18 protein-coding genes are annotated in these 21,484 nt (G+C 73.6%); 12 read left to right on the top strand and 6 right to left on the bottom strand.

Going from position 1 to position 21,484, the window contains the following annotated elements:
• Nucleotides 1-13 precede the first annotated feature (13 nt).
• A complete protein-coding gene (locus RM555_RS28415; protein WP_311414599.1) occupies nt 14-667 on the bottom strand; it encodes an MBL fold metallo-hydrolase in 654 nt (217 codons plus the stop codon).
• A gap of 8 nt (nt 668-675) precedes the next feature.
• The gene (locus RM555_RS28420) at nt 676-1,392 is read right to left on the bottom strand and encodes a maleylpyruvate isomerase family mycothiol-dependent enzyme (RefSeq protein WP_311414600.1); all 717 of its coding nucleotides are present in this window, start codon (nt 1,390-1,392) and stop codon (nt 676-678) included.
• A gap of 169 nt (nt 1,393-1,561) precedes the next feature.
• Here RM555_RS28420 and rsgA point away from each other — a divergent pair, with 169 nt between their 5' ends.
• The 3 genes from rsgA (at nt 1,562) to RM555_RS28435 (ending at nt 6,573) form a co-directional block, all read left to right on the top strand.
• The gene (rsgA, locus tag RM555_RS28425) at nt 1,562-2,614 is read left to right on the top strand and encodes a ribosome small subunit-dependent GTPase A (RefSeq protein WP_311414601.1); all 1,053 of its coding nucleotides are present in this window, start codon (nt 1,562-1,564) and stop codon (nt 2,612-2,614) included.
• Nucleotides 2,615-2,935: 321 nt separating this feature from the next.
• On the top strand, nt 2,936-5,878 hold the full coding sequence (uvrA, locus tag RM555_RS28430) for an excinuclease ABC subunit UvrA (RefSeq protein ID WP_311414602.1): 2,943 nt from the start codon (nt 2,936-2,938) through the stop codon (nt 5,876-5,878).
• A 212-nt stretch (nt 5,879-6,090) separates the two neighbouring features.
• Nucleotides 6,091-6,573, top strand: coding sequence for a Rieske (2Fe-2S) protein (locus RM555_RS28435; protein ID WP_088999351.1), 483 nt, complete (start codon nt 6,091-6,093; stop codon nt 6,571-6,573).
• Nucleotides 6,574-6,618: 45 nt separating this feature from the next.
• Here RM555_RS28435 and RM555_RS28440 read toward each other — a convergent pair whose 3' ends face one another.
• Nucleotides 6,619-7,917: an MFS transporter gene (locus RM555_RS28440; RefSeq protein ID WP_311414603.1), complete on the bottom strand. Its 1,299-nt coding sequence runs from the start codon at nt 7,915-7,917 to the stop codon at nt 6,619-6,621.
• Nucleotides 7,918-8,082: 165 nt separating this feature from the next.
• Between RM555_RS28440 and uvrC the strand changes: the two genes are divergently transcribed.
• The gene (gene uvrC, locus RM555_RS28445) at nt 8,083-10,125 is read left to right on the top strand and encodes an excinuclease ABC subunit UvrC (RefSeq protein ID WP_311414604.1); all 2,043 of its coding nucleotides are present in this window, start codon (nt 8,083-8,085) and stop codon (nt 10,123-10,125) included.
• Nucleotides 10,126-10,164: 39 nt separating this feature from the next.
• Here uvrC and recQ read toward each other — a convergent pair whose 3' ends face one another.
• The gene (gene recQ / locus RM555_RS28450; RefSeq protein ID WP_311414605.1) at nt 10,165-12,003 is read right to left on the bottom strand and encodes a DNA helicase RecQ; all 1,839 of its coding nucleotides are present in this window, start codon (nt 12,001-12,003) and stop codon (nt 10,165-10,167) included.
• A 314-nt stretch (nt 12,004-12,317) separates the two neighbouring features.
• Between recQ and rapZ the strand changes: the two genes are divergently transcribed.
• From rapZ to RM555_RS28490, 8 genes are all read left to right on the top strand, one after another.
• Nucleotides 12,318-13,205 carry an RNase adapter RapZ gene (gene rapZ, locus RM555_RS28455; protein WP_311414627.1) on the top strand — a complete coding sequence of 296 codons (888 nt, stop codon included), beginning with the start codon at nt 12,318-12,320 and terminating at the stop codon, nt 13,203-13,205.
• The gene (locus RM555_RS28460; protein WP_311414606.1) at nt 13,202-14,329 is read left to right on the top strand and encodes a gluconeogenesis factor YvcK family protein; all 1,128 of its coding nucleotides are present in this window, start codon (nt 13,202-13,204) and stop codon (nt 14,327-14,329) included. Before rapZ ends, RM555_RS28460 begins: the two co-directional genes overlap by 4 nt.
• A gap of 54 nt (nt 14,330-14,383) precedes the next feature.
• Complete coding sequence (gene whiA, locus RM555_RS28465) at nt 14,384-15,364, top strand: DNA-binding protein WhiA (RefSeq protein ID WP_088999356.1); 981 nt, start codon at nt 14,384-14,386, stop codon at nt 15,362-15,364.
• 264 nt (nt 15,365-15,628) lie between these two features.
• Nucleotides 15,629-16,633, top strand: a complete 1,005-nt coding sequence (gene gap, locus RM555_RS28470) for a type I glyceraldehyde-3-phosphate dehydrogenase (RefSeq protein ID WP_151453343.1) — start codon at nt 15,629-15,631, stop codon at nt 16,631-16,633.
• A gap of 35 nt (nt 16,634-16,668) precedes the next feature.
• Nucleotides 16,669-17,868, top strand: a complete 1,200-nt coding sequence (locus tag RM555_RS28475) for a phosphoglycerate kinase (protein ID WP_311414607.1) — start codon at nt 16,669-16,671, stop codon at nt 17,866-17,868.
• On the top strand, nt 17,868-18,659 hold the full coding sequence (tpiA, locus tag RM555_RS28480; RefSeq protein WP_311414608.1) for a triose-phosphate isomerase: 792 nt from the start codon (nt 17,868-17,870) through the stop codon (nt 18,657-18,659). The genes RM555_RS28475 and tpiA overlap by 1 nt, the downstream gene beginning before the upstream one ends.
• 95 nt (nt 18,660-18,754) lie before the next feature.
• Nucleotides 18,755-19,018: a preprotein translocase subunit SecG gene (secG, locus tag RM555_RS28485; RefSeq protein ID WP_088999360.1), complete on the top strand. Its 264-nt coding sequence runs from the start codon at nt 18,755-18,757 to the stop codon at nt 19,016-19,018.
• A 131-nt stretch (nt 19,019-19,149) separates the two neighbouring features.
• Nucleotides 19,150-19,488 (top strand): RNA polymerase-binding protein RbpA, encoded by a 339-nt coding sequence (locus tag RM555_RS28490; protein WP_311414609.1) that lies wholly within the window; start codon nt 19,150-19,152, stop codon nt 19,486-19,488.
• Nucleotides 19,489-19,550: 62 nt separating this feature from the next.
• On the opposite strand, the gene pgl is transcribed toward RM555_RS28490, so the two are convergent.
• Nucleotides 19,551-20,321 carry a 6-phosphogluconolactonase gene (gene pgl / locus RM555_RS28495; RefSeq protein ID WP_311414610.1) on the bottom strand — a complete coding sequence of 257 codons (771 nt, stop codon included), beginning with the start codon at nt 20,319-20,321 and terminating at the stop codon, nt 19,551-19,553.
• Nucleotides 20,322-20,388: 67 nt separating this feature from the next.
• Nucleotides 20,389-21,405 (bottom strand): glucose-6-phosphate dehydrogenase assembly protein OpcA, encoded by a 1,017-nt coding sequence (locus RM555_RS28500; protein ID WP_311414611.1) that lies wholly within the window; start codon nt 21,403-21,405, stop codon nt 20,389-20,391.
• Between the last annotated feature and the right edge of the window lie 79 nt (nt 21,406-21,484).

Genomic DNA, 21,484 nt, shown 5'->3' on the forward strand with positions numbered 1-21,484 from the left:
GCCCCGCTGAGGTTCACCAGCCCCGGGCGCGCCACTGGGGCAGCGCGGGGCGTTCCGCGCCGAGCGTGCTGTCCTTGCCGTGACCCGGGTAGAACCAGGTCTCGTCGGGCAGCCGGTCGAAGAGCTTGTGCTCGACGTCGTCGATGAGCGCGGAGAACCGCTCCGGATCCTTGTCGGTGTTGCCGACCCCGCCGGGGAAGAGGCTGTCGCCGGTGAACAGGTGCGGCGACCCCGCCGGGTCGCGGTAGAGCAGCGCGATGGAGCCGGGGGTGTGGCCCTTGACGTGGATCACCTCCAGCGCGCAGTCGCCCACGGGCACGCTGTCGCCGTCGGCGAGCGTCCCGGCCTCGATCGGCAGCCCGGCCGCGTCGTCGGCGTGCACCAGGGGGCGGGCGCCGGTCTTGGCGACCACCTCCTCCAGCGCCACCCAGTGGTCCATGTGCTGGTGGGTGGTGACCACCGTGGTCAGCCCCGCGTCGCCGACCAGTTCGAGCAGCCGGGGCGCCTCGTTGGCGGCGTCGATCAGCACCTGCTCGCCGGTGGCCCGGCAGCGCAGCAGGTAGGCGTTGTTGTCCATCGGGCCCACCGACACCTTCGTGATGGTGAGCCGGTCGAGCTCGCGTACGGCCGGCGCGCCGCCGGGCGTGACGTCTCCGCTGTAGGTCATGAGGTCGTCTATATCCATTCCGGTGGTTGCGGCAGGGGGCCGTCGGGGGTGACGGTCAGCACGGTGCCCGGGCTGCGGCCGATCAGCCAGGCGGCGAGTTCGGGGGCGGCACCGGTGACCGTGGGCGCGGCGGTCCGGTCGCCGACGACCAGTTCGTGCCGGCTGCCGTCGAAGCGCAGCACCATCGGCGGCACGTCGGCGCGGCCGGCGAGGTCACCGACCACCTCGTGCAGCAGCCGGTGGCCGAACGCCTCGGGCCAGTCGGCCGGCCGGTAGCCCGTGTCGAGGTCCACGTGGTGCACCTCGATCTCGCGCAGCCGGCCCCAGACCAGCATGGCTGCCGGCCAGGGGCCGCGCCGCGTCTGGACGGTGGCCGCCCACGCCTCGACCGGCATCGCGGCGACCGCCTCGGCGAACCGGACGGCCGAGCGGCGCAGGTCGTCCAGGTGGGCGGCGGGCGGGCGGGTGGCGCCGGCCTCGATGTCGGCGTCCCGGGCCGCCGCGGAGGCATACATCGCGATCGGCTCGCCGGTGCGGGCCGCGACGAGCAGATTGACGAAGCCGTCGGCGTTGCGGGCCAGATGGGCCAGGACGTGCCCCCGGCTCCACGCCGGCAGTAGCGAGGCGGCGGCGAGGTCGGTGTCGTCGAGGGCGGCGGCGGTCCGCAGCAGACGGTCCGTGGCCGCGTCCACCTCGCCCGTCAGCAGAAGCGGATCCGTGGTCACCCACCGACCCTATCCGCCGGGGGACTCCGCGTCGTCGGGGAAATCGCTTTCGGCGCGTCGCGGCGCGTCCTACCGTCGGCGTGGAACGCGGCACCGGACGGCGGGGAGGTGGTGACCATGCCGGCAGCAGCACGCGTGCGTCAACCGCTCCGACACCGATGAGGATGCCATGACCATCGACCTGACCGCCCTCGGCTGGGATGCCGAGCGGGCGGCACACGTACCGCGACGCGGCGGGCACCGACCGGGCCGGGTGGCCCGGGTGGACCGCGGCGTCTGCACCGTGCTCTGCGCGGACGGCCCGGTCCGCGCCACCCTGGGCGGGGCGGTCCTGGCCGCCGCCGCCCGCGACCTGACCCGTCTGCCCTGCGCGGGGGACTGGGTGCTGCTGGGCACCTGGCCCGACCGCAACGTCACCGTGGAGGCGGTGCTGCCGAGGCGCACCGCCCTCGTCCGGCGGACCGCCGGCAAGGACGCGAGCGGCCAGGTGCTGGCCGCCAACCTCGACGCCGCCGCCGTGGTGGAGCCCGTGCACCCCGAGCCGGACGTCGGCCGGATCGAACGGCTGCTCTCCCTGGCGCACGAGTCCGGCGCCCGGCCGCTGGTCGTGCTCACCAAGGCCGACCTGGCGGCCGACCCGGAGGCCGTCGCGCGCCAGCTCGCCGGGATCGCCCCCGGGGTGCCGGTGCTGGCCGTCAGCGCCGAGCACGGCACCGGGCTCGATCCGCTGCGCGCCGAGGTGGCGCCCGGCCGCACGCTCGGCCTGCTCGGCCCGTCCGGCGCGGGCAAGTCGAGCCTGGTCAACGCGCTGGCCGGGGCGGCGCTGATGCCGACGCAGGCGATCCGGCGCGTCGACGGCAAGGGGCGGCACACCACCACCTGGCGGGCGCTGCTCCCGGTGCCCGGCGGCGGCGCCGTGCTGGACACCCCGGGGGTACGGGCGGTCGGCCTGCTCGACGGCTCGGCGGGGCTGGACCGGGCGTTCGCGGACATCGCCGAGCTGGCCACCGGCTGCCGGTACGCCGACTGCGGGCACGACGGGGAGCCCGCCTGCGCGGTGCGTGAGGCGCTGGAGACCGGCGAGCTGCCGGCGCGGCGCTGGGAGAGCTGGCGCAAGCTCCAGCGGGAGCTGGCCTTCGAGAGCCGGCGGCGGGAGGTCCGGCTGGCCGCGCAGCGGCGTGGCGGCTGGCGCGCGGGCCGGCGGCGGGCGGCCCGCCCCTGACGGAGGTAGGCACGGGCGGGACCGGTCGACGACCGGTCCCGCCCGTTTCTTCAGGGCGCTGCGGACCGGCTTCTTCGCCCGCTGCGGATCGGCTTCCTCGGGCGCTGCGACCCGCTTCCTCGGGCGCGGCGGACCGGCTTCCTCGGGCGCGGCGGACCGGGCTGAGCTGGGGGAATGTGCCGGCGAGGGAAGTTGTCGTACCTCGGGGCTAGAGTTGCCGAGGCGCCTTTCTGCGCGCCCACAACCACTCAGACAACCGCTCAGACCAGCCTTGGAGCGGACAATTCCTCCTCATCTTCTTCACCCGGGAGTACACGGACAGTGGCCGACCGACTGATCATCCGTGGCGCGCGCGAGCACAACCTGCGTGACGTCAGTCTCGACCTGCCCCGGGACGCCCTGATCGTGTTCACGGGGCTTTCCGGGTCGGGCAAGTCGAGCCTGGCCTTCGACACGATCTTCGCCGAGGGGCAGCGCCGCTACGTCGAGTCGCTGTCGTCGTACGCGCGGCAGTTCCTCGGCCAGATGGACAAGCCGGACGTCGACTTCATCGAGGGCCTGAGCCCGGCGGTCTCCATCGACCAGAAGTCCACCTCGCGCAACCCGCGCTCGACGGTGGGCACCATCACCGAGGTCTACGACTACCTCCGGCTGCTCTTCGCCCGCATCGGCGAGCCGCACTGCCCGGTCTGCGGCGAGCGGATCTCCCGGCAGACCCCGCAGCAGATCGTCGACCGGGTCCTCGCGATGACCGAGGGCACCAAGTTCATGGTGCTCTCGCCGGTGGTGCGCGGCCGCAAGGGCGAGTACGTCGACCTCTTCGCCGAGCTCCAGGCGAAGGGCTACGCCCGGGCCCGGGTCGACGGCGTGGTGCACCCGCTGACCGAGCCGCCGAAGCTGAAGAAGCAGGAGAAGCACACCATCGAGGTGGTGATCGACCGCCTCACCGTCAAGCCGAGCGCCAAGCAGCGGCTGACCGACTCGGTCGAGGCCGCCCTGGGCCTGTCCAACGGCCTCGTCCTGCTCGACTTCGTCGACCTTCCCGAGGACGATCCGGACCGCGAGCGGCGCTACTCCGAGCACCTGGCCTGCCCCAACGACCACCCGCTCGCGATCGAGGACCTGGAGCCCCGGGTCTTCTCCTTCAACGCGCCCTACGGCGCGTGCCCCGAGTGCACCGGCCTCGGCACCAAGAAGGAGGTCGACCCCGAGCTGCTCGTCCCCGACCCGGAGCGCACCCTGCGCGAGGGCGCGATCCAGCCCTGGTCGACCGGGCACAACCTGGAATACTTCCTGCGCCTGCTGGAGGCCCTCGGCGCGGCCGAGCACTTCGACGTCGACACGCCCTGGCGGGCCCTGCCGTCGCGGGCGCAGAAGACGATCCTGCACGGGTCCGACGAACAGGTGCACGTGCGCTACCGCAACAAGTTCGGCCGCGAGCGCTCCTACTACACCGGCTTCGAGGGCGTGGTGCAGTGGATCGAGCGCCGGCACACCGACACCGAGTCGGAGTGGTCGCGCGAGAAGTACGAGGGCTACATGCGCGACGTGCCCTGCGCGGCCTGCGGGGGCGCCCGGCTCAAGCCCGAGGTGCTCGCGGTCACCCTGGCCGGCAGGAGCATCGCCGAGGTCTGCAACCTCTCCGTCGGCGAGGCCGCCGACCTGCTCGCCGGCATCGAGCTGACCGACCGGCAGAAGCTGATCGCCGAGCGGGTGCTGAAGGAGATCAACGCCCGGCTGAAGTTCCTGCTCGACGTCGGCCTCGACTACCTGTCCCTGGACCGCCCGGCCGGCACCCTCTCCGGCGGCGAGGCGCAGCGCATCCGGCTGGCCACCCAGATCGGCTCCGGCCTGGTCGGGGTGCTCTACGTCCTCGACGAGCCGTCGATCGGGCTGCACCAGCGCGACAACCACCGGCTGATCGAGACCCTGGTCCGGCTGCGCGGCCTGGGCAACACGCTGATCGTCGTCGAGCACGACGAGGACACGATCCGCACCGCCGACTGGATCGTCGACATCGGCCCGGGCGCGGGGGAGCACGGCGGCAAGATCGTGCACAGCGGCTCCGTGTCGGCGCTGCTGGAGAACCCGGAGTCGGTGACGGGGGCCTACCTGTCGGGCCGCCGGTCGATCCCGACGCCGCAGGGGCGCCGCGCCCAGACCCCGGACCGGGAGCTGGTGGTGCACGGTGCGCGCGAGCACAACCTGCGCAACCTGACCGTGTCGTTCCCGCTGGGCCAGCTCATCGCCGTGACCGGGGTCAGCGGTTCCGGCAAGTCGACGCTGGTCAACGACATCCTCTACACGGTGCTGGCCAACCAGATCAACGGCGCGCGGCTGGTGCCCGGCCGGCACACCCGGGTCTCCGGGCTGGAGCACGTCGACAAGGTGGTCGGCGTCGACCAGTCGCCGATCGGCCGCACCCCGCGCTCCAACCCGGCCACCTACACGGGGGTCTGGGACCACGTCCGCAAGCTCTTCGCCGAGACCACCGAGGCCAAGGTCCGGGGCTACGGTCCCGGCCGGTTCTCGTTCAACGTCAAGGGCGGCCGCTGCGAGGCGTGCTCCGGCGACGGCACCATCAAGATCGAGATGAACTTCCTGCCCGACGTGTACGTCCCGTGCGAGGTCTGCAAGGGCGCCCGCTACAACCGGGAGACCCTGGAGGTGCACTACAAGGGCAAGACCGTCTCCGACGTGCTGGAGATGCCGATCGAGGAGGCGGCCGAGTTCTTCTCCGCCATCCCGGCCATCCACCGGCACCTCAAGACGCTTGTCGACGTCGGCCTCGGCTACGTCCGGCTCGGCCAGCCCGCGCCCACGCTCTCCGGCGGCGAGGCGCAGCGGGTCAAGCTCGCCTCCGAGTTGCAGAAGCGCTCGACCGGGCGGACGGTCTACGTCCTCGACGAGCCGACCACCGGCCTGCACTTCGAGGACATCCGCAAGCTGCTGATGGTGCTCGAAGGGCTGGTCGACAAGGGCAACACGGTGATCACCATCGAGCACAACCTCGACGTGATCAAGACGGCCGACTGGCTGATCGACATGGGCCCCGAGGGAGGTCACCGGGGCGGCACGGTGCTCGCCACCGGCACCCCCGAGGAGGTCGCCGAGGTGCCCGGCAGCCACACCGGCCACTTCCTGCGCCAGGTGCTCAGGCTCGACGGCGACGCAAAGGGCGCGGCGGCGGCCACCTCCCGGGCGGCCAAGGCCAACGGCACCAAGTCCACCCGCCCCCGAAAGGCACCGGCCGGAGCGCGCTGACCGCACGCTCCGCAGGTCGCGTGGCCCCGGGCAGTCGCCCGGCCACGCCGTCACGGGGCGGATCGCCGACGGGGTCATCCGGGCGGGCCCACGGCCCACCCCGGGTGGCCCCTCGGTCGCCGATCAGGTGAACCGTCGGGCAGAGTGATCCGTGTACCCGAGTGTGGCCGCGGATCATGACCAGGCGGCGGCAGCCGAGAGAAGGGCGAGGCATGAGTGACGATCAGGGGCTGACCGGGCCGGCGACGCGGACGCGACGCGCCCTTCTCACGGGCGCGGGCGCGGTCGGCGCGGCGGTGGTCCTGGCCGCCTGCGGCAGCGACGACTCCGGTGACGGGGCGGCCCCGACCAGCGGCGGTCCGGCGGTGCCCAGCACCGGTGACGCCGGCGGCGGCGACCGCGAGGGCGCGCAGTCGCTGGCCCGTACGGCCGACATCCCGGTCGGCGGCGGCACCGTCTATCCCGCGCAGGGCGTGGTGATCACCCAGCCGCGCGAGGGCGAGTTCAAGGGGTTCGACTCGATCTGCACCCACCAGGGCTGCCCGGTGACGAACGTCGACGGCGGCACCATCAACTGCACCTGCCACTTCAGCAAGTTCTCGATCGAGGACGGCTCGGTGAAGGGCGGCCCGGCCACCAAGCCGCTGCCGCCGAAGAACGTCAAGGTCACCGGCGACCAGATCTCGCTGGCCTGACCCGTCGGGTGCGGCCGGCGTCCCGAACCGGGCCGCCGGCCCCGCTCAGTCCGCGGCGGCGCTCGCGTCGACCGCTGCCGGCCGCTCGACCGCCGACGGTCGCTCGCCTGCCGACGGTCGCTCGCGCAGGGCGGCCGGCGGCAGGCTCCGCTCCAGCAGCAGGATGCCGGCGACGCCGACGGCGTTGAGCAGCGCCAGCACCAGCCAGGGCGCGGCGGTGTCGACCTCGTACAGGGTGCCGAAGAAGGCCGGCGCGACCATCGAGGCGAGGGCGAAGGAGTACTGGAAGGCCGCCAGGTAGCGGCCCCGGGCGGCGATCGGGGCGGCGGCCGCGGCCAGCGCGGCGGACGCCGGCGCGTGCACCAGTTCCGCGACGGTGAACAGCAGCGTCGCCGCGACCAGCAGCGCGGCCACCACGCCGAGGCGCCCCGGGCCGAGGGTCGCCATGGCGAGGCCCCAGAGCATCCAGAGGGCGGCGGCCAGCGCGACCGCACGGGTGCGGCGGTGCTGCGGCAGGCGGGCGCCGACGGGCGCCGACAGCAGGGCGACGAGGAACGCGTTGCCGGCCAGGACGGCGGAGGTCAGCCAGGCGGGGCCCCGCAGGTCCGTGAGCATCATCGTGGGCAGGGCCAGGCCGAGCATCATGGTGCTCAGCGCGAAGACGGTGTTCAGGCCGATGAGGGCGAGGAACGGGCGGTCCCGCAGCAGCGTGGCGTACCCGCCCCGCCCGGATCCCGCCGGGCGGTCGGTGGCCGGCGGGATCCGCACCCGGGCGGCGATGAGCACCGCGGCGAGGGCGAAGCAGGCCGCCGCCGCGTAGGCCACCGCGCGGTAGGTGCCGGCCCGCCCGTCGGCCACCACCACGCCCGTGGTCAGGCCCCCCACCGCCAGGCCGGCGGTACGGGCGCCGTTGCTGATCGCGTACCAGGTGTCCCGGGCCCAGCCGCCCGGGCTGCCGTCGGCGTAGTCGGCGACCGCCGTGAAGACGGCGGACCAGAAGAACCGCACGCCGACGGCGACCAGCGCCGCAGCCACGAAGACGCCGACCGGCCCCCGCACCCAGGCGTACGCCAGATAGCCGGCGGCCTGGAGCAGCTGGGAGGCGACGACCACCGGCAGCGCCCCGAACCGGTCCGCCAGCGATCCCGCCCACAGCGGCACCGGCAGGGTGAGCACGGTCGCCGCGCTGAGCAGCACCCCGAGCAGCGCCAGGGGCACGTCGGTGAGCCGCAGGAAGTACACCAGCGACAGGGGCAGGAAGAGCCCGTTGCCGATCGAGTCGACGGTGAGCGCCGCCACGAGGACGGCGCCCCCTCGACTGCGCCCCGCGGGGTTCGCGCCCATGTCCCCGTGCTCCCCCCCCCCCGTATCGGCCGGCCAGGGGCGGATGGTAGCGGGGAGCGATTCCGGCGGGCACCGGAGTTTCGGGTTGCCGGGGGCCGGCGGGCGGGGCGGGGCGGGGACGCGGCGTCCGGGGAGCTGTCGGGGGTGCGGACTAGGCTTGCTGCCGTGGCTGACCCCTCGACCTACCGTCCCGCGCCCGGCACCATCCCGGAGTCACCGGGGGTCTACCGGTTCCGCGACGGCACGGGCCGGGTGATCTACGTCGGCAAGGCGAAGAACCTGCGCAGCCGGCTCAACTCCTACTTCGCCGACCTGTGGGGCCTGCACCAGCGCACCCAGCAGATGGTCACCACCGCCGAGTCGGTGGACTGGGTCACCGTCGGCACCGAGGTCGAGGCGCTCCAGCTCGAATACACCTGGATCAAGCAGTACGACCCGCGTTTCAACGTCCGCTACCGCGACGACAAGTCCTACCCCTACCTCGCGGTCACCCTCGACGAGGAGTTCCCCCGGTTGCAGGTGATGCGGGGCGCCAAGCGCAAGGGGGTGCGCTACTTCGGGCCCTACTCGCACGCCTGGGCGATCCGCGAGACGCTCGACCTGCTGCTGCGGGTCTTCCCGGCGCGCACCTGCTCGGCGGGGGTGTTCAAACGCGCCGGCCAGGTGGGCCGCCCCTGCCTGCTGGGTTACATCGGCAAGTGTTCGGCCCCCTGCGTCGGCAGCGTCACCCCCGAGCGGCACCGGGAGATCGTCGACGGTTTCTGCGACTTCATGGGCGGCCGCACCGACACGATGGTGCGCCGGCTCGAACGGGAGATGACCGACGCCAGCGAGCAGTTGGAGTTCGAGCGGGCGGCCCGGCTGCGCGACGACGTGGCCGCGCTGCGCCGGGCCATGGAGAAGCAGACCGTGGTGCTCGGCGACGGCACCGACGCCGACGTGGTGGCGTTCGCCGACGACCCCCTCGAAGCGGCCGTCCAGGTCTTCCACGTGCGCGACGGCCGGGTCCGTGGCCAGCGCGGCTGGGTGGTGGAGAAGACCGAGGAGCTGAGCACGGGCGACCTGGTGCACCACTTCTGCACCCAGGTCTACGGCGGCGAGCAGGGCGAGGCCGACGTGCCGCGCGAGCTGCTCGTGCCGGCGCTGCCCACCGACGCCGACGCGCTGGCCGACTGGCTCTCCGGTCACCGGGGCAGCCGGGTGAGCCTGCGGGTGCCGCAACGCGGCGACAAGCGGTCGCTGCTGGAGACGGTCGAGCGCAACGCCAAGGACGCCCTGGCCCGGCACAAGCTGCGCCGGGCCGGCGACCTGACCACCCGCAGCAAGGCGCTCGACGAGATCACCGAGGCGCTCGACATGCGCACCTCGCCGTTGCGCATCGAGTGTTTCGACATCTCCCAGATGCAGGGCACCGACGTGGTGGCCAGCATGGTCGTCTTCGAGGACGGGCTGCCCCGCAAGAGCGAATACCGGCGCTTCATCATCCGGGGCGCCACCGACGACCTCTCCGCCATGTCCGAGGTGCTGCGCCGCCGCTTCGCGCGCTACCTGGACGCCCGCGCCGAGACCGGCGAGGCGGGCGTCGAGCCGGCCGACGACCCCGTCGCCCCGGCCGGGCAGCCCGCGCCCGGTGCGCCCCACGAGTCCGGCGAGCCCCACGAGTCCGGTGGGGCCGACGAGTCCGGCGGGTCCGACGAGCGCACGGTCGGCGTCCTGATCGACCCGACCACGGGACGCCCCCGCCGGTTCGCGTACCCGCCGCAGCTGGTGGTGGTCGACGGCGGCGCGCCGCAGGTCGCGGCGGCGGCCCAGGCGCTCGCGGAGCTGGGCGTCGACGACGTGGCGCTGTGCGGCCTGGCCAAGCGGCTGGAGGAGGTCTGGCTGCCCGACGACGAGTTCCCGGTCATCCTGCCGCGCACCTCGGAGGGGCTCTACCTGCTGCAACGGGTGCGCGACGAGGCGCACCGCTTCGCCATCACCTTCCACCGCCAGCGGCGCTCCAAGCGGATGACCGAGTCGGCGCTCGACAGGGTGCCCGGCCTGGGGGAGGTGCGGCGCAAGGCGCTGCTGCGGCACTTCGGCTCGCTCAAGCGGCTCTCCGCCGCCACCGTCGAGGAGATCACCGAGGTGCCCGGCGTGGGCCGGCGCACCGCCGAGGCGATCCTCGCCGCGCTGGGCGGCGAGGCGAAGGCCCCGGCGGCGGACTGACCGCATCGGCCGGGCGGTGCGCGTTCGGCCGGCCGCCGGCTACTCGGCCAGGACGGCCAGGATCTGCTCGCCGTACTTCGCGAGCTTGTTCTCGCCGACGCCGCTGACCGCGGACAGCTCGGCCAGCGACGTGGGCGCGTCGGTGGCGATCTGCCGCAGCGTGGCGTCGTGGAAGATCACGTACGCCGGGACGCCCTGCTCCTTGGCGGTGGCCCCCCGCCAGGCGCGCAGCCGCTCGAAGACCCCGGCGGCGATCGGGGACAACTCGGCGACGACGGTGGCCGCCCCGCGTGGCTTCGCCGACCGGGACGAGGCGACCTTCTCCGGCTCGCGGCGCATCATCACCGTGCGGCGGCGGCCCAGCACCTCCGCGCTGGCCTCCGTGAGGGCCAGCGTGCCGTAGTCGCCCTCGACGGCCAGCAGCCCTTCGGCCAGCAGTTGCCGCACCACGCCGCGCCACTCGGCCTCGCGCAGCTCGCCGCCGATGCCGAAGACGGTCAGGGAGTCGTGGCCGTACTGGGTGACCTTGTCGGTCGTGCGGCCGAGCAGGATGTCGACGCAGTGCCCCGCACCGAAGCGCTGGTTGCGTTCCCGGTCGAGCCGGAAGATCGTGGAGAGCAGCTTCTGGGCCGCGACGGTGCCGTCCCAGGACTCCGGCGGGCTGAGGCAGGTGTCGCAGTTGCCGCAGGCGGCGGTCGCCTTCTCGCCGAAGTAGTCCAGCAGTTGGCCCCGCCGGCAGCGGACCGTCTCGCAGAGGGCGAGCATCGCGTCGAGGTGGGCGGCGAGGTTGCGCCGGTGGGCGAGATCCCCGTCGGAGGTCTCGATCATCTTGCGCTGCTGCACCACGTCCTGGAGCCCGTACGCCAGCCAGGCGGTCGACGGCAGCCCGTCCCGCCCGGCGCGACCGGTCTCCTGGTAGTAGCCCTCGACCGACTTGGGCAGGTCCAGGTGGGCGACGAAGCGGACGTCGGGCTTGTCGATGCCCATGCCGAACGCGATGGTCGCCACCATCACCAGGCCGTCCTCGCGCAGGAAGCGCTGCTGGTTGCGCGCGCGGGTCGCCGCGTCCAGGCCGGCGTGGTAGGGCAGCGCGGCGACGCCGTTGGCGGTGAGGAACTCCGCCGTCTTCTCCACCGAGGCGCGCGACAGGCAGTAGACGATGCCCGCGTCGCCGGGGTGCTCGTCGCGCAGCAGGCTCAGCAGCTGCTTGCGCGGCTCGCGCTTGGGCACGATCCGGTACTGGATGTTGGGCCGGTCGAAGCTCGCCACGAAGTGCCGGGCGTCGGTGAGCTTGAGCCGGGTCGCGATCTCGTCGCGGGTCGCGCTGGTGGCGGTGGCGGTGAGCGCGATGCGGGGCACGTCGGGCCAGCGCTCGTGCAGCATCGACAGGGCGAGGTAGTCGGGGCGGAAGTCGTGCCCCCACTGGGACACGCAGTGCGCCTCGTCGATGGCGAACAGGGCGATCCTGCCCCGGTCGAGCAGCTGCTGCACCCCGCGGGTGCCCAACGCCTCCGGGGCGAGGTAGAGCAGGTCCAGCTCGCCGCCGACGAACGCCCGCTCCACCACCCGGCGGGCGTCGAGATCCTGGGTCGAGTTGAGGAAGCCGGCCCGCACGCCGACCGCCGTCAGCGCGTCGACCTGGTCCTGCATCAGCGCGATCAGCGGGGAGACCACCACCGCCACGCCGTCGCGGACCAGCGCGGGGATCTGGTAGCACAGCGACTTGCCGCCGCCGGTGGGCATCAGCACCAGCGCGTCGCCGCCGGCCACCACGTGGTCGATCACCTCCTGCTGGAAGCCGCGGAAGGCGTCGTAGCCGAAGACCCGGCGCAGCACCTCCAGGGCGTCGGCGGAGCGCAGGTCGGTGGGGGAAGCCATCCGGGGATTCTACGAACCTCCCCCGACAGCCGGCGGACCCGAGCGGGCGGGTCGCGGATCAGGGCGGACCGCCGGACCGGAGCGTCGCGGTCCGGCGGCCTCCGGGCGCTCAGTCGGGCTGGGCGGAACGCTTGGCCAGCCCGCGCGGCGGCGGACGCCACCACGGCGGCGGCCAGGGACGTGCCGGCAACGCGCGGGCGGTGCGGGATAGAGTCGCTGATTGACCATGCGCGGCCGGGGGTGCCGGCCGCGGCGCCACGGCTTGGGGGTAGCGGGTGAGCGAGGCGCGTACGGCCGAGGAACGGGGCGCGACGGTGACCGGGCAGCAGACACCGACGGAGTCGGACACCACCCTGGTGGTGGTCACCGGGCTCTCCGGCGGCGGCCGCAGCACGGTGGCCAGGGCGTTGGAGAACGTCGGGTTCTACGTGGTGGACAACCTGCCGCAGGCGCTGATGCTCGACATGGCCGAGTTGGCGTTCAAGGCGGGCGGGGCGGCCCGGCGTACGGCGATGGTGCTGGACGTGCGCTCGCGCGCCTTCTCCACCGACCTGGCGGGGGCCATCCGGGAGCTGAAGGAGCGCGGCTTCTCGCCCCGGGTGGTCTTCGTCGACGCCGACGACGAGGTGCTGATCCGGCGGTTCGAGAGCGTCCGGCGCTCGCACCCGTTGCAGGGCGACGGGCGGCTCGCCGACGGCATCGCGGTCGAGCGCGGCCTGCTGGAAGAGGCCCGCGACCAGGCCGACGTGATCATCGACACCAGCCACCTCAACGTCAATCAGCTGCGTCGCCGCGTCGAGGAGCTCTTCGGCGGCGAGGACGCCCGCCGGCTGCGGGTCACCGTGCTCTCCTTCGGCTTCAAGTACGGCCTGCCGCCGGACGCCGACTTCGTGCTCGACGCCCGCTTCCTGCCCAACCCGTACTGGGTGCCGGAGCTGCGCGAGCACACCGGCCGGGAGGAGGCGGTCAGCTCGTACGTGCTGGGGCAGGAGGGCGCGGAGGCCTTCGTCGGGTCGTACGCCGACCTGGTCAACGCGACCACCGCCGGCTTCGAGCGGGAGGGCAAGCGCTACCTGACGGTGGCGGTCGGCTGCACCGGCGGCAAGCACCGCAGCGTGGCCATCGCCGAGGAGCTGGCCGCCCGGCTGCGCCACTCCGGTCTGGCCGCCAACGCCCAGCACCGCGACCTGGGGCGCGAGTGACGGCGACGCGTGTGGTCGCCTTCGGCGGCGGGCACGGCCTGTCCGCCTCGCTGCGTGCCCTGCGCCACTGCGCCCCCGAGCTGGATCTCGACATCACGGCGGTGGTCACCGTCGGCGACGACGGCGGCTCCAGCGGCCGGCTGCGGGCCGAGCGGGGCGGCCTGCCCCCGGGCGACCTGCGGCAGGCGCTGGTCGCGCTGGCCGGGGACCATCCGGCCACCCGGCGCAGTGCCAAGCTCTTCCAACACCGCTACGCCGAGGTGCCGCCCGCCGGCGGCCCGGCTCCCGCCGGGGGCGGATCGGCGGGGCGCCCCCGGGTCTCCGGTACCGGGCGGGCCCCTTCCGGCCCGGAGCCGGCCGGGGTCGCCGGAGGGGCGGCCGGCGGGATCGCCGGAGGACGTGCCGGTGCGGCCGGGCGGGCGGGCGCCGAGGCCGGCGGGCTGGCCGGGCACGCGGTGGGCAACCTGGTGCTCTGCGGGCTGATGGAGCTGCTCGGCGACCCGGTGGCCGCCCTGGAGCACGCCGGCGCGATGCTCGGCGCGGTCGGCCGGGTGCTGCCGATGTCGTGCGAGCCGGTGGGGATCGAGGCACGGGTACGCGGCGCCGACCCGAGGCGGCCGGACGAGGTGCGCACGATCACGGGCCAGCACCAGGTCGCGGTGACCACCGGCCGGGTGGAGTCGTTGCGGCTCACCCCGGTCGCGCCGGAGGCCTGCCCGCAGGCGGTCGCCGCGATCGGCGCGGCCGACTGGCTGATCTTCGGGCCGGGCAGCTGGTACACGAGCGTCCTGCCGCACCTGCTGGTGCCGCAGCTCGCCGCCGCGATCGTCGCCAGTCCGGCGCGGCGGCTCGTCACGCTGAACCTCGCCGCCGAGAAGGAGACCTCCGGGCTCTCCCAGGCCGACCATCTGGCCGCGCTGCGCTCGTACCTGCCGGAGCTGAGGGTCGACCGTGTGGTCGCCGATTCCAAGGCGGCGGGTGACCCCGAACCGGTCGAACGTGCGGCAGAATCGCTGGGTGCCCGCCTGGTCCTCGCTCCCGTCGCGGTCACCGACGGCACTCCCCGTCATGATCCGGCCGCCCTGGGCGCCGCACTGGTGCCTGTCCTGGGCGCCGATCGTTAGACACGTACGTAATCTCCGGCGACACGCCGGAACAGGTCCGTGAGGGGACGCACAATGGCGATGACGGCTGCGGTCAAGGACGAGCTGAGTCGGGTCGACGTGCCCAAGCCCTGCTGCCGGCGGGCGGAGATGGCGGCGCTGCTGCGCTTCGCCGGCGGGCTGCACATCGTCTCCGGTCGGGTCGTGGTGGAGGCCGAACTCGACACGGGGGCGGTGGCCCGGCGGCTGCGACGGGAGATCGCGGAGGTCTACGGCTACCCGAGTGAGATCCACGTGCTCGCGTCCGGTGGCCTGCGCAAGGGCAGCCACTTCATCGTGCGGGTGGTCAAGGACGGTGAGGCCCTCGCGCGGCAGACCGGGCTGCTCGACGTGCGGGGGCGTCCCGTGCGGGGGCTGCCGCCGCACGTCGTCGCCGCGAACGTCTGCTGCGCGGTGTCGGCCTGGCGCGGCGCGTTCATGGCGCACGGCTCGCTGACCGAGCCGGGCCGCTCCAGCGCGCTGGAGATCACCTGCCCGGGCCCGGAGTCCGCGTTGGCCCTGGTGGGCGCGGCCCGCCGGATCGGCATCACCGCCAAGAACCGCGAGGTGCGCGGCGTGGACCGGGTGGTGGTCAAGGACGGCGACGCGATCGCCGCGCTGCTCACCCGGATCGGCGCCCACTCCAGCGTGCTGGCCTGGGAGGAGCGCCGGGTGCGCCGCGAGGTGCGGGCCACCGCCAACCGGCTGGCCAACTTCGACGACGCCAACCTGCGCCGCTCGGCGCGGGCCGCGGTCGCCGCCGCCGCCCGGGTGACCCGGGCGCTGGAGATCCTCGCCGAGGATGCGCCCAACCACCTCACCTCCGCCGGCCGGCTGCGCCTGGAGCACCGGCAGGCCTCGTTGGAGGAGCTGGGCGCCCTGGCCGATCCGCCGCTGACCAAGGACGCGATCGCGGGCCGGATCCGCCGGCTGTTGGCGCTGGCCGACAAGCGGGCCCGGGACCTGGGCATCCCGGATACGGAAGCGGCAGTCACGCCCGACATGCTCGTGGTCTGATAGGACGGTGCGGGTCGGCGGCGCCGGTGGGGTCACCACCCGGCGCTGCGCTGCGCCGCACGCTCGGATAAGGTCGCTGCGTACGGCAAGGGGGCCGGCACAGGCACTCCTCGCCGTACACACCGCCTCGGGCGGTCAGGTCCTTCGAGACCGCGGCGGGGTGGCCGAGATGAACCGTCAACGGCCGGCTCCAACGGTCGGCGCACACACCTCCGCCGGCCCGGGTCTTACGCCGGCGGACCAGAACGCAAGGAGATGGGACCTGTGACCATCCGGGTTGGCATCAACGGCTTCGGCCGGATCGGCCGCAACTTCTTCCGGGCAGTGCTGGCGTCCGGCGCTGACATCGAGGTCGTGGCGGTCAACGACCTGACCGACAACGCGACGCTCGCCCACCTGCTCAAGTACGACAGCATCCTGGGTCGCCTGCCGCACGAGGTGAAGGCCACCGCCGACGAGATCACCGTGGGCGGCAAGACCATCAAGGCGTACGCCGAGAAGGACCCGTCGAAGCTGCCGTGGGGCGACGCCGGCGTGGACGTGGTCATCGAGTCCACCGGCTTCTTCACCGACGCCACCAAGGCGAAGGCGCACGTCGACGGCGGGGCCAAGAAGGTCATCATCTCCGCCCCGGCGAAGAACGAGGACGTCACGGTCGTCATGGGCGTCAACCACGACCAGTACGACCCGGCCAAGCACACCATCATCTCGAACGCCTCCTGCACCACCAACTGCCTGGCGCCGATGGCGAAGGTCCTGCACGACACGTTCGGCATCCAGCACGGCCTGATGACGACGATCCACGCGTACACCCAGGACCAGAACCTCCAGGACGCGCCGCACTCCGACCTGCGTCGGGCCCGCGCCGCCGCCCTGAACATCGTGCCGACCTCGACCGGCGCGGCGAAGGCGATCGGCCTGGTGCTGCCGGAGCTGAAGGGCAAGCTGGACGGCTACGCGCTGCGCGTGCCGATCCCGACCGGCTCGGCCACCGACCTCACCGTCGACGTCGCCCGGGAGACCACCGTGGACGAGGTCAACGCCGCGCTGAAGGCCGCCGCCGAGGGCCCGCTCAAGGGCATCCTGGTCTACAACGAGGACCCGATCGTCTCCTCGGACATCGTCACCGACCCGGCGTCGTGCATCTTCGACGCGCCGCTGACCAAGGTCGTCGGCAACCAGGTCAAGGTCGTCGGCTGGTACGACAACGAGTGGGGCTACTCGAACCGCCTGGTCGACCTGGTCAAGCTGGTCGGCCAGTCCCTGTGAGGAAGCTGGCGGTCACGAACGGAGGCCTGGCCTAAGTGAGCATCCGTACCCTCGACGACCTGCTCGCCGAGGGGGTGTCGGGTCGGCGCGTGCTGGTGCGCGCCGACCTGAACGTCCCACTCGACAAGCAGTCCGGTGACATCACTGACGACGGCCGCATCCGGGCCGTGCTGCCGACGCTGAGCGCCCTCACCGGAGCCGGCGCCAAGGTTGTCGTCTGCTCGCACCTGGGCCGCCCGAAGGGCGCGCCGGACCCGCAGTTCAGCCTGCGCCCCGTCGCCGGGCGGCTCGGGGAGCTGCTCGGTGCGCGGGTGCACTTCGCCACCGACACCGTCGGCGAGTCCGCCCGCTCCACCGTGGACGCGCTCGCCGACGGCGAGGTCGCGCTGCTGGAGAACCTGCGTTTCAACAAGGGCGAGACCAGCAAGGACGACACCGAGCGGGCCGCCTTCGCCGACCAGCTCGCCGCCTTCGGCGACGCGTACGTCGACGACGCGTTCGGCGCGGTGCACCGCAGGCACGCGAGCGTCCACGACGTGCCGGCCCGGCTGCCGCACGTCGCGGGCCGGCTGGTGCTGCGCGAGGTGGAGGTCCTGTCCCGGCTGACCGGCGAGCCGGAGCGCCCGTACGTCGTGGTGCTCGGCGGTTCGAAGGTCTCCGACAAGCTGGCGGTGATCGAGGCGCTGCTGCCGACGGTCGACCGGCTGCTCATCGGCGGCGGGATGTGCTTCACCTTCCTCAAGGCCCAAGGCCACGAGGTGGGCTCCTCGCTGTTGGAGGAGGAGATGGTCGAGACCTGCCGCAGCCTGCTGGAGCGCTCCGAGGGCAAGATCATGCTCCCGGTCGACGTGGTGGCCGCGGACGCGTTCGCCCCGGACGCCGCGCACGACACCGTGCCGGCCGACGGCATCCCCAGCAAGCGGGTCGGGCTCGACATCGGGCCGGAGACGGTCGCCGGCTTCGCCGCCGCCCTCAAGGGCGCGCGGACGATCTTCTGGAACGGCCCCATGGGCGTGTTCGAGATGCCGGCGTTCGCCCACGGCACCCGCGGGATCGCCGAGACCATCGCGAAGAGCGAGGCGTTCACCGTCGTCGGTGGCGGTGACTCCGCCGCCGCAGTGCGGGCGCTCGGGCTGGACGAGTCGTCCTTCGGGCACATCTCCACCGGCGGTGGCGCCTCCCTGGAATACCTGGAGGGCAAGACCCTCCCCGGCATCGCGGCCCTGGAGAACTGATGGCGAGCGTCACCCGCCGGCCCCTGATGGCCGGCAACTGGAAGATGAACTGCAACCACCTCGAGGCCAACCTGCTGGTGCAGAAGCTGGCGGCCAGCCTCACCGAGAAGCAGCTCACCGACGTCGAGACGGTGGTCCTGCCGCCGTTCACCGACCTGCGTACGGTGCAGACCGCCGTCGACGGCGACAAGCTGCTCATCGGCTACGGCGCGCAGGACCTCTCGCCGCACGCGTCGGGCGCCTACACCGGGGAGATCTCCGGCTCGATGCTGGCGAAGCTCGGCTGCACCTACGTGGTGATCGGGCACTCGGAGCGGCGGGCCTACCACCACGAGGACGACGCGCTCGTCAACGCCAAGGTGCAGGCGGCGCTGACCAGCGGGCTCACCCCGATCCTCTGCGTGGGGGAGGGGCTCGACGTCCGCGAGCAGGGCACCCACGTGGCGCACTGCAGCGAGCAGCTCGACGGCGCCCTGAAGGGGCTCACCGCCGAGCAGGTGGAGAAGGTCGTGGTGGCGTACGAGCCGGTCTGGGCGATCGGCACGGGCAAGACGGCCACCCCGGAGGACGCCCAGGAGGTGTGCGGCGCGGTCCGTCAGCGCCTGGCCGAGTCCTTCGGCCAGGACACCGCCGACAAGGTCCGGGTCCTCTACGGCGGGTCGGTCAAGTCGTCGAACGTCGCGGCGATCATGGCTCAGCCGGACGTCGACGGGGCGCTCGTGGGCGGCGCGAGCCTGGACGCCGAGGAGTTCGCGAAGATCTGCCGGTTCCCGGAGCACATCTCCCGCTGATCGCTCGCTATCCTTGACTCCGCCCGTCCGTCGGTCGGTGCCACCGTGCCCGATCTGCCCGGGCGAGGATCGTAACGAGAGGACTGACCCCAGCCATGCCGATCTGGTTCGCATACACGTTGATCGTGTTGCTGGTCATCACGAGCGTTCTGTTGACCATGCTGATCCTGCTGCACCGCGGTAAGGGCGGCGGGTTGTCGAGCATGTTCGGCGGTGGCGTCAGCTCCAGCCTCGCCGGTTCCTCGGTGGCGGAGAAGAACCTCGACCGCTACACCGTCCTGGTGGGCATCGTCTGGTTCGCCTGCATCGTCGGGCTGGGGCTCTGGCTCCGCCTCCAGATGGCCAGCGGCACGGTCTGATCCCGCCAAGTCGTACAATCTGCGCGCGGTCCGTCGTCGACGGGCCGCGCGCAGGCCGTTCCACCCGCTGCACCGCGTCGCCCGCCGCCCCCTCCGCGGCGGTTCCCCTCCGACGACAGGAGCGAGCAGCCGTGCCCATCGGCAACGTCATCCCGGGCACCCGGGTCGGATCCGCGCCCGAACGCCACCAGCCGGCCCCCTGCCGGACAGTGACCTACTGGTGCCGCAACGACCACCACACCCCGATCCGGCTCGCCGCCGAGGTCGAGGTGCCGGAGGTGTGGGACTGCCCGCGTTGCGGCCTCCCCGCCGGCCAGGACGCGCAGAACCCGCCGGGCCGCGTCCGGCCCGAGCCCTACAAGACCCACCTGGCGTACGTGAAGGAGCGGCGCACCGCCGAGGAGGGCGAGGCCATCCTGGCCGAGGCCCTCGCCGCCCTGCGCCGCCGCCGGGGCCGTCCCGCCGGCTAGGCGGGTGTAAGGAAGGGCCCCTTCTTAACGCATAGCGTTAAGAAGGGGCCCTTCCTTACACCTCAGCGCAGGCTGCGGAAGCGGGCCGGGACGTCGGCCGCCGCGGCCCGGTCCAGCAGCCAGAGGGTCCGGCCCGTGCCCTGCACGCCGGCCGCCGGCAGTTGCACCGGCCCCGCCCCGGCCAGCGCCATGCCGACCGCCCGTGCCTTGTCGGCCCCGCCGGCCACCAGCCAGACCTCCTCGGCCGTGTTGATCGCCGGAAGGGTCAGCGTGGTCCGCACCGGCGGGGGCTTCGGGCTGCCCCGCACCGCGCTGACCGGTCGGCTGTCGTGGTGCACCGGGTGCTCGGGGAAGACGGAGGCGACGTGCCCGTCCTCGCCGACGCCCAGCATCAGCACGTCGAAGTGGGGGAGCGCGGCGTGTCCCGGCCGCGCCGCGCGGGCCAGTTCCTCGGCGTAGCGGGCCGCCGCCTCCTCCGGGTCGGGCCCGGCCGGACCGTCGGAGGCCGGCATCGGGTGGACCCGGGCCGGGTCCAGCGGCACCGCGTCCAGCAGCGTGGTGCGGGCCTGGGTCTCGTTGCGCTCGGGGTCGCCGGCGGGCAGGAAACGCTCGTCGCCCCACCAGACGTCCACCCGGGACCAGTCCACGGCGTCGCGGGCCGGTAACGCCGCCACCGCCCGGTGCACCGCCGCGGCTATCCGCCCGCCGGTCAGCACCACCGACGCCTGGCCCCGCTCGGCCTGCGCGTCGAGCAGCTTGACCACCAACCGGGCGGCCACCGCCTGGGCCAGCAGGTCGGCGTCGGCGTGGACGGCGACACTCGCCTCACTCATCTGTGTGCCTTCGTTTCTCCGGCCGCCGCGCGGCCGGTCCTCCGTGGTGCCCCGGGCAGTCGGGCGCTCAGTGCTCGGCGCTCGTTCCCACGTGCGCGGTGACCCCCGCCTCGGCCCGCTGGGCCGTGGCCGGGTCCTTCCAGACGTGCACCCGCTGCGGCGGGCGCTGGTCGAGGCCGGTCAGCCCGGCCGCCGTGCCCAGCGCCTCCGCGTACACCTGGTCGGCGTCGAGCCGGCGCAGCTCCTCGGCCAGTTCGTCGCCGAGCGGCCGACGGACGAGCGGCAGCTGCCGGTCCTCCTGGCCGGTACGCCGGAACGTCGCCACGCTGTCGTCCCGGCTCAGCGTCAACGTGTCGCCGTTGGCGCAGCGCAGCTGCACCTCCCGCATCCGCGGCGACGCGTCGGTGTGCTCCCACACCGGCTCGATGCCGAGCCGCGCGGCCAGCCAGCCCTGCATCAGGGCGGCGGTCGGGTCGGTGGGCGGGCCCACCACGGTCGCCTCGGTCACCTTGGCCTGGGTGGTGTCGAACGCCCCCGCCACGAGCGTGCGCCACGGGGTGATCCGGGTCCACGCCAGGTCGGTGTCGCCGGGCGCGTAGTCCCGGGCCCGCTGGCGCATCGCCTCGATCGGGTCGGCGGCCTGCGCGCAGTCGGTGATCCGCCGGTCGGCCACCACGCCGAGGAAGTCCGTGGCGATCTCGGCCGGCGGCTCGCCGTGCCACCACGTCACCACCGGCACGTCCGGCACCAGCAGCGGCATCACCACCGACTCCGCGTGCAGGGCGAGCCGCCCGTACATCCGGGTGACCACCGCCTCGCACGGGCCGAGCCGGCCGCCGACGACGATCTCCGCGTCCAGCCGGTTGCGCTCACGCTCCACGTCGGTGCGGACCACCACCAGCAGCCGGCAGGGGTGGGCGGCGGCCGCTATCGTCGCCGCGGCCTCCGCCTCGCGGACCCGCTTCTCGTCCACCACCACGATCAGGGTGAGCGCCATGCCGCTGGCCACCCCGCCCGCGCTGCGCCGCTCGGCGGCCAGCGCCTTGACCACCTCGTTCCCGGTGGTGTCCCACAGGCCGATCAATGGAGCCTCCTGGTCTGCTCGCTGCGCCCGGTCACGGCGCCTGCCTTCGTTCGCGACTGCGGGGCTCGCAGAACCGGCT

The sequence above is a fragment of the Micromonospora reichwaldensis genome, assembly GCF_031845925.1.
GTDB lineage: Bacteria > Actinomycetota > Actinomycetes > Mycobacteriales > Micromonosporaceae > Micromonospora > Micromonospora reichwaldensis.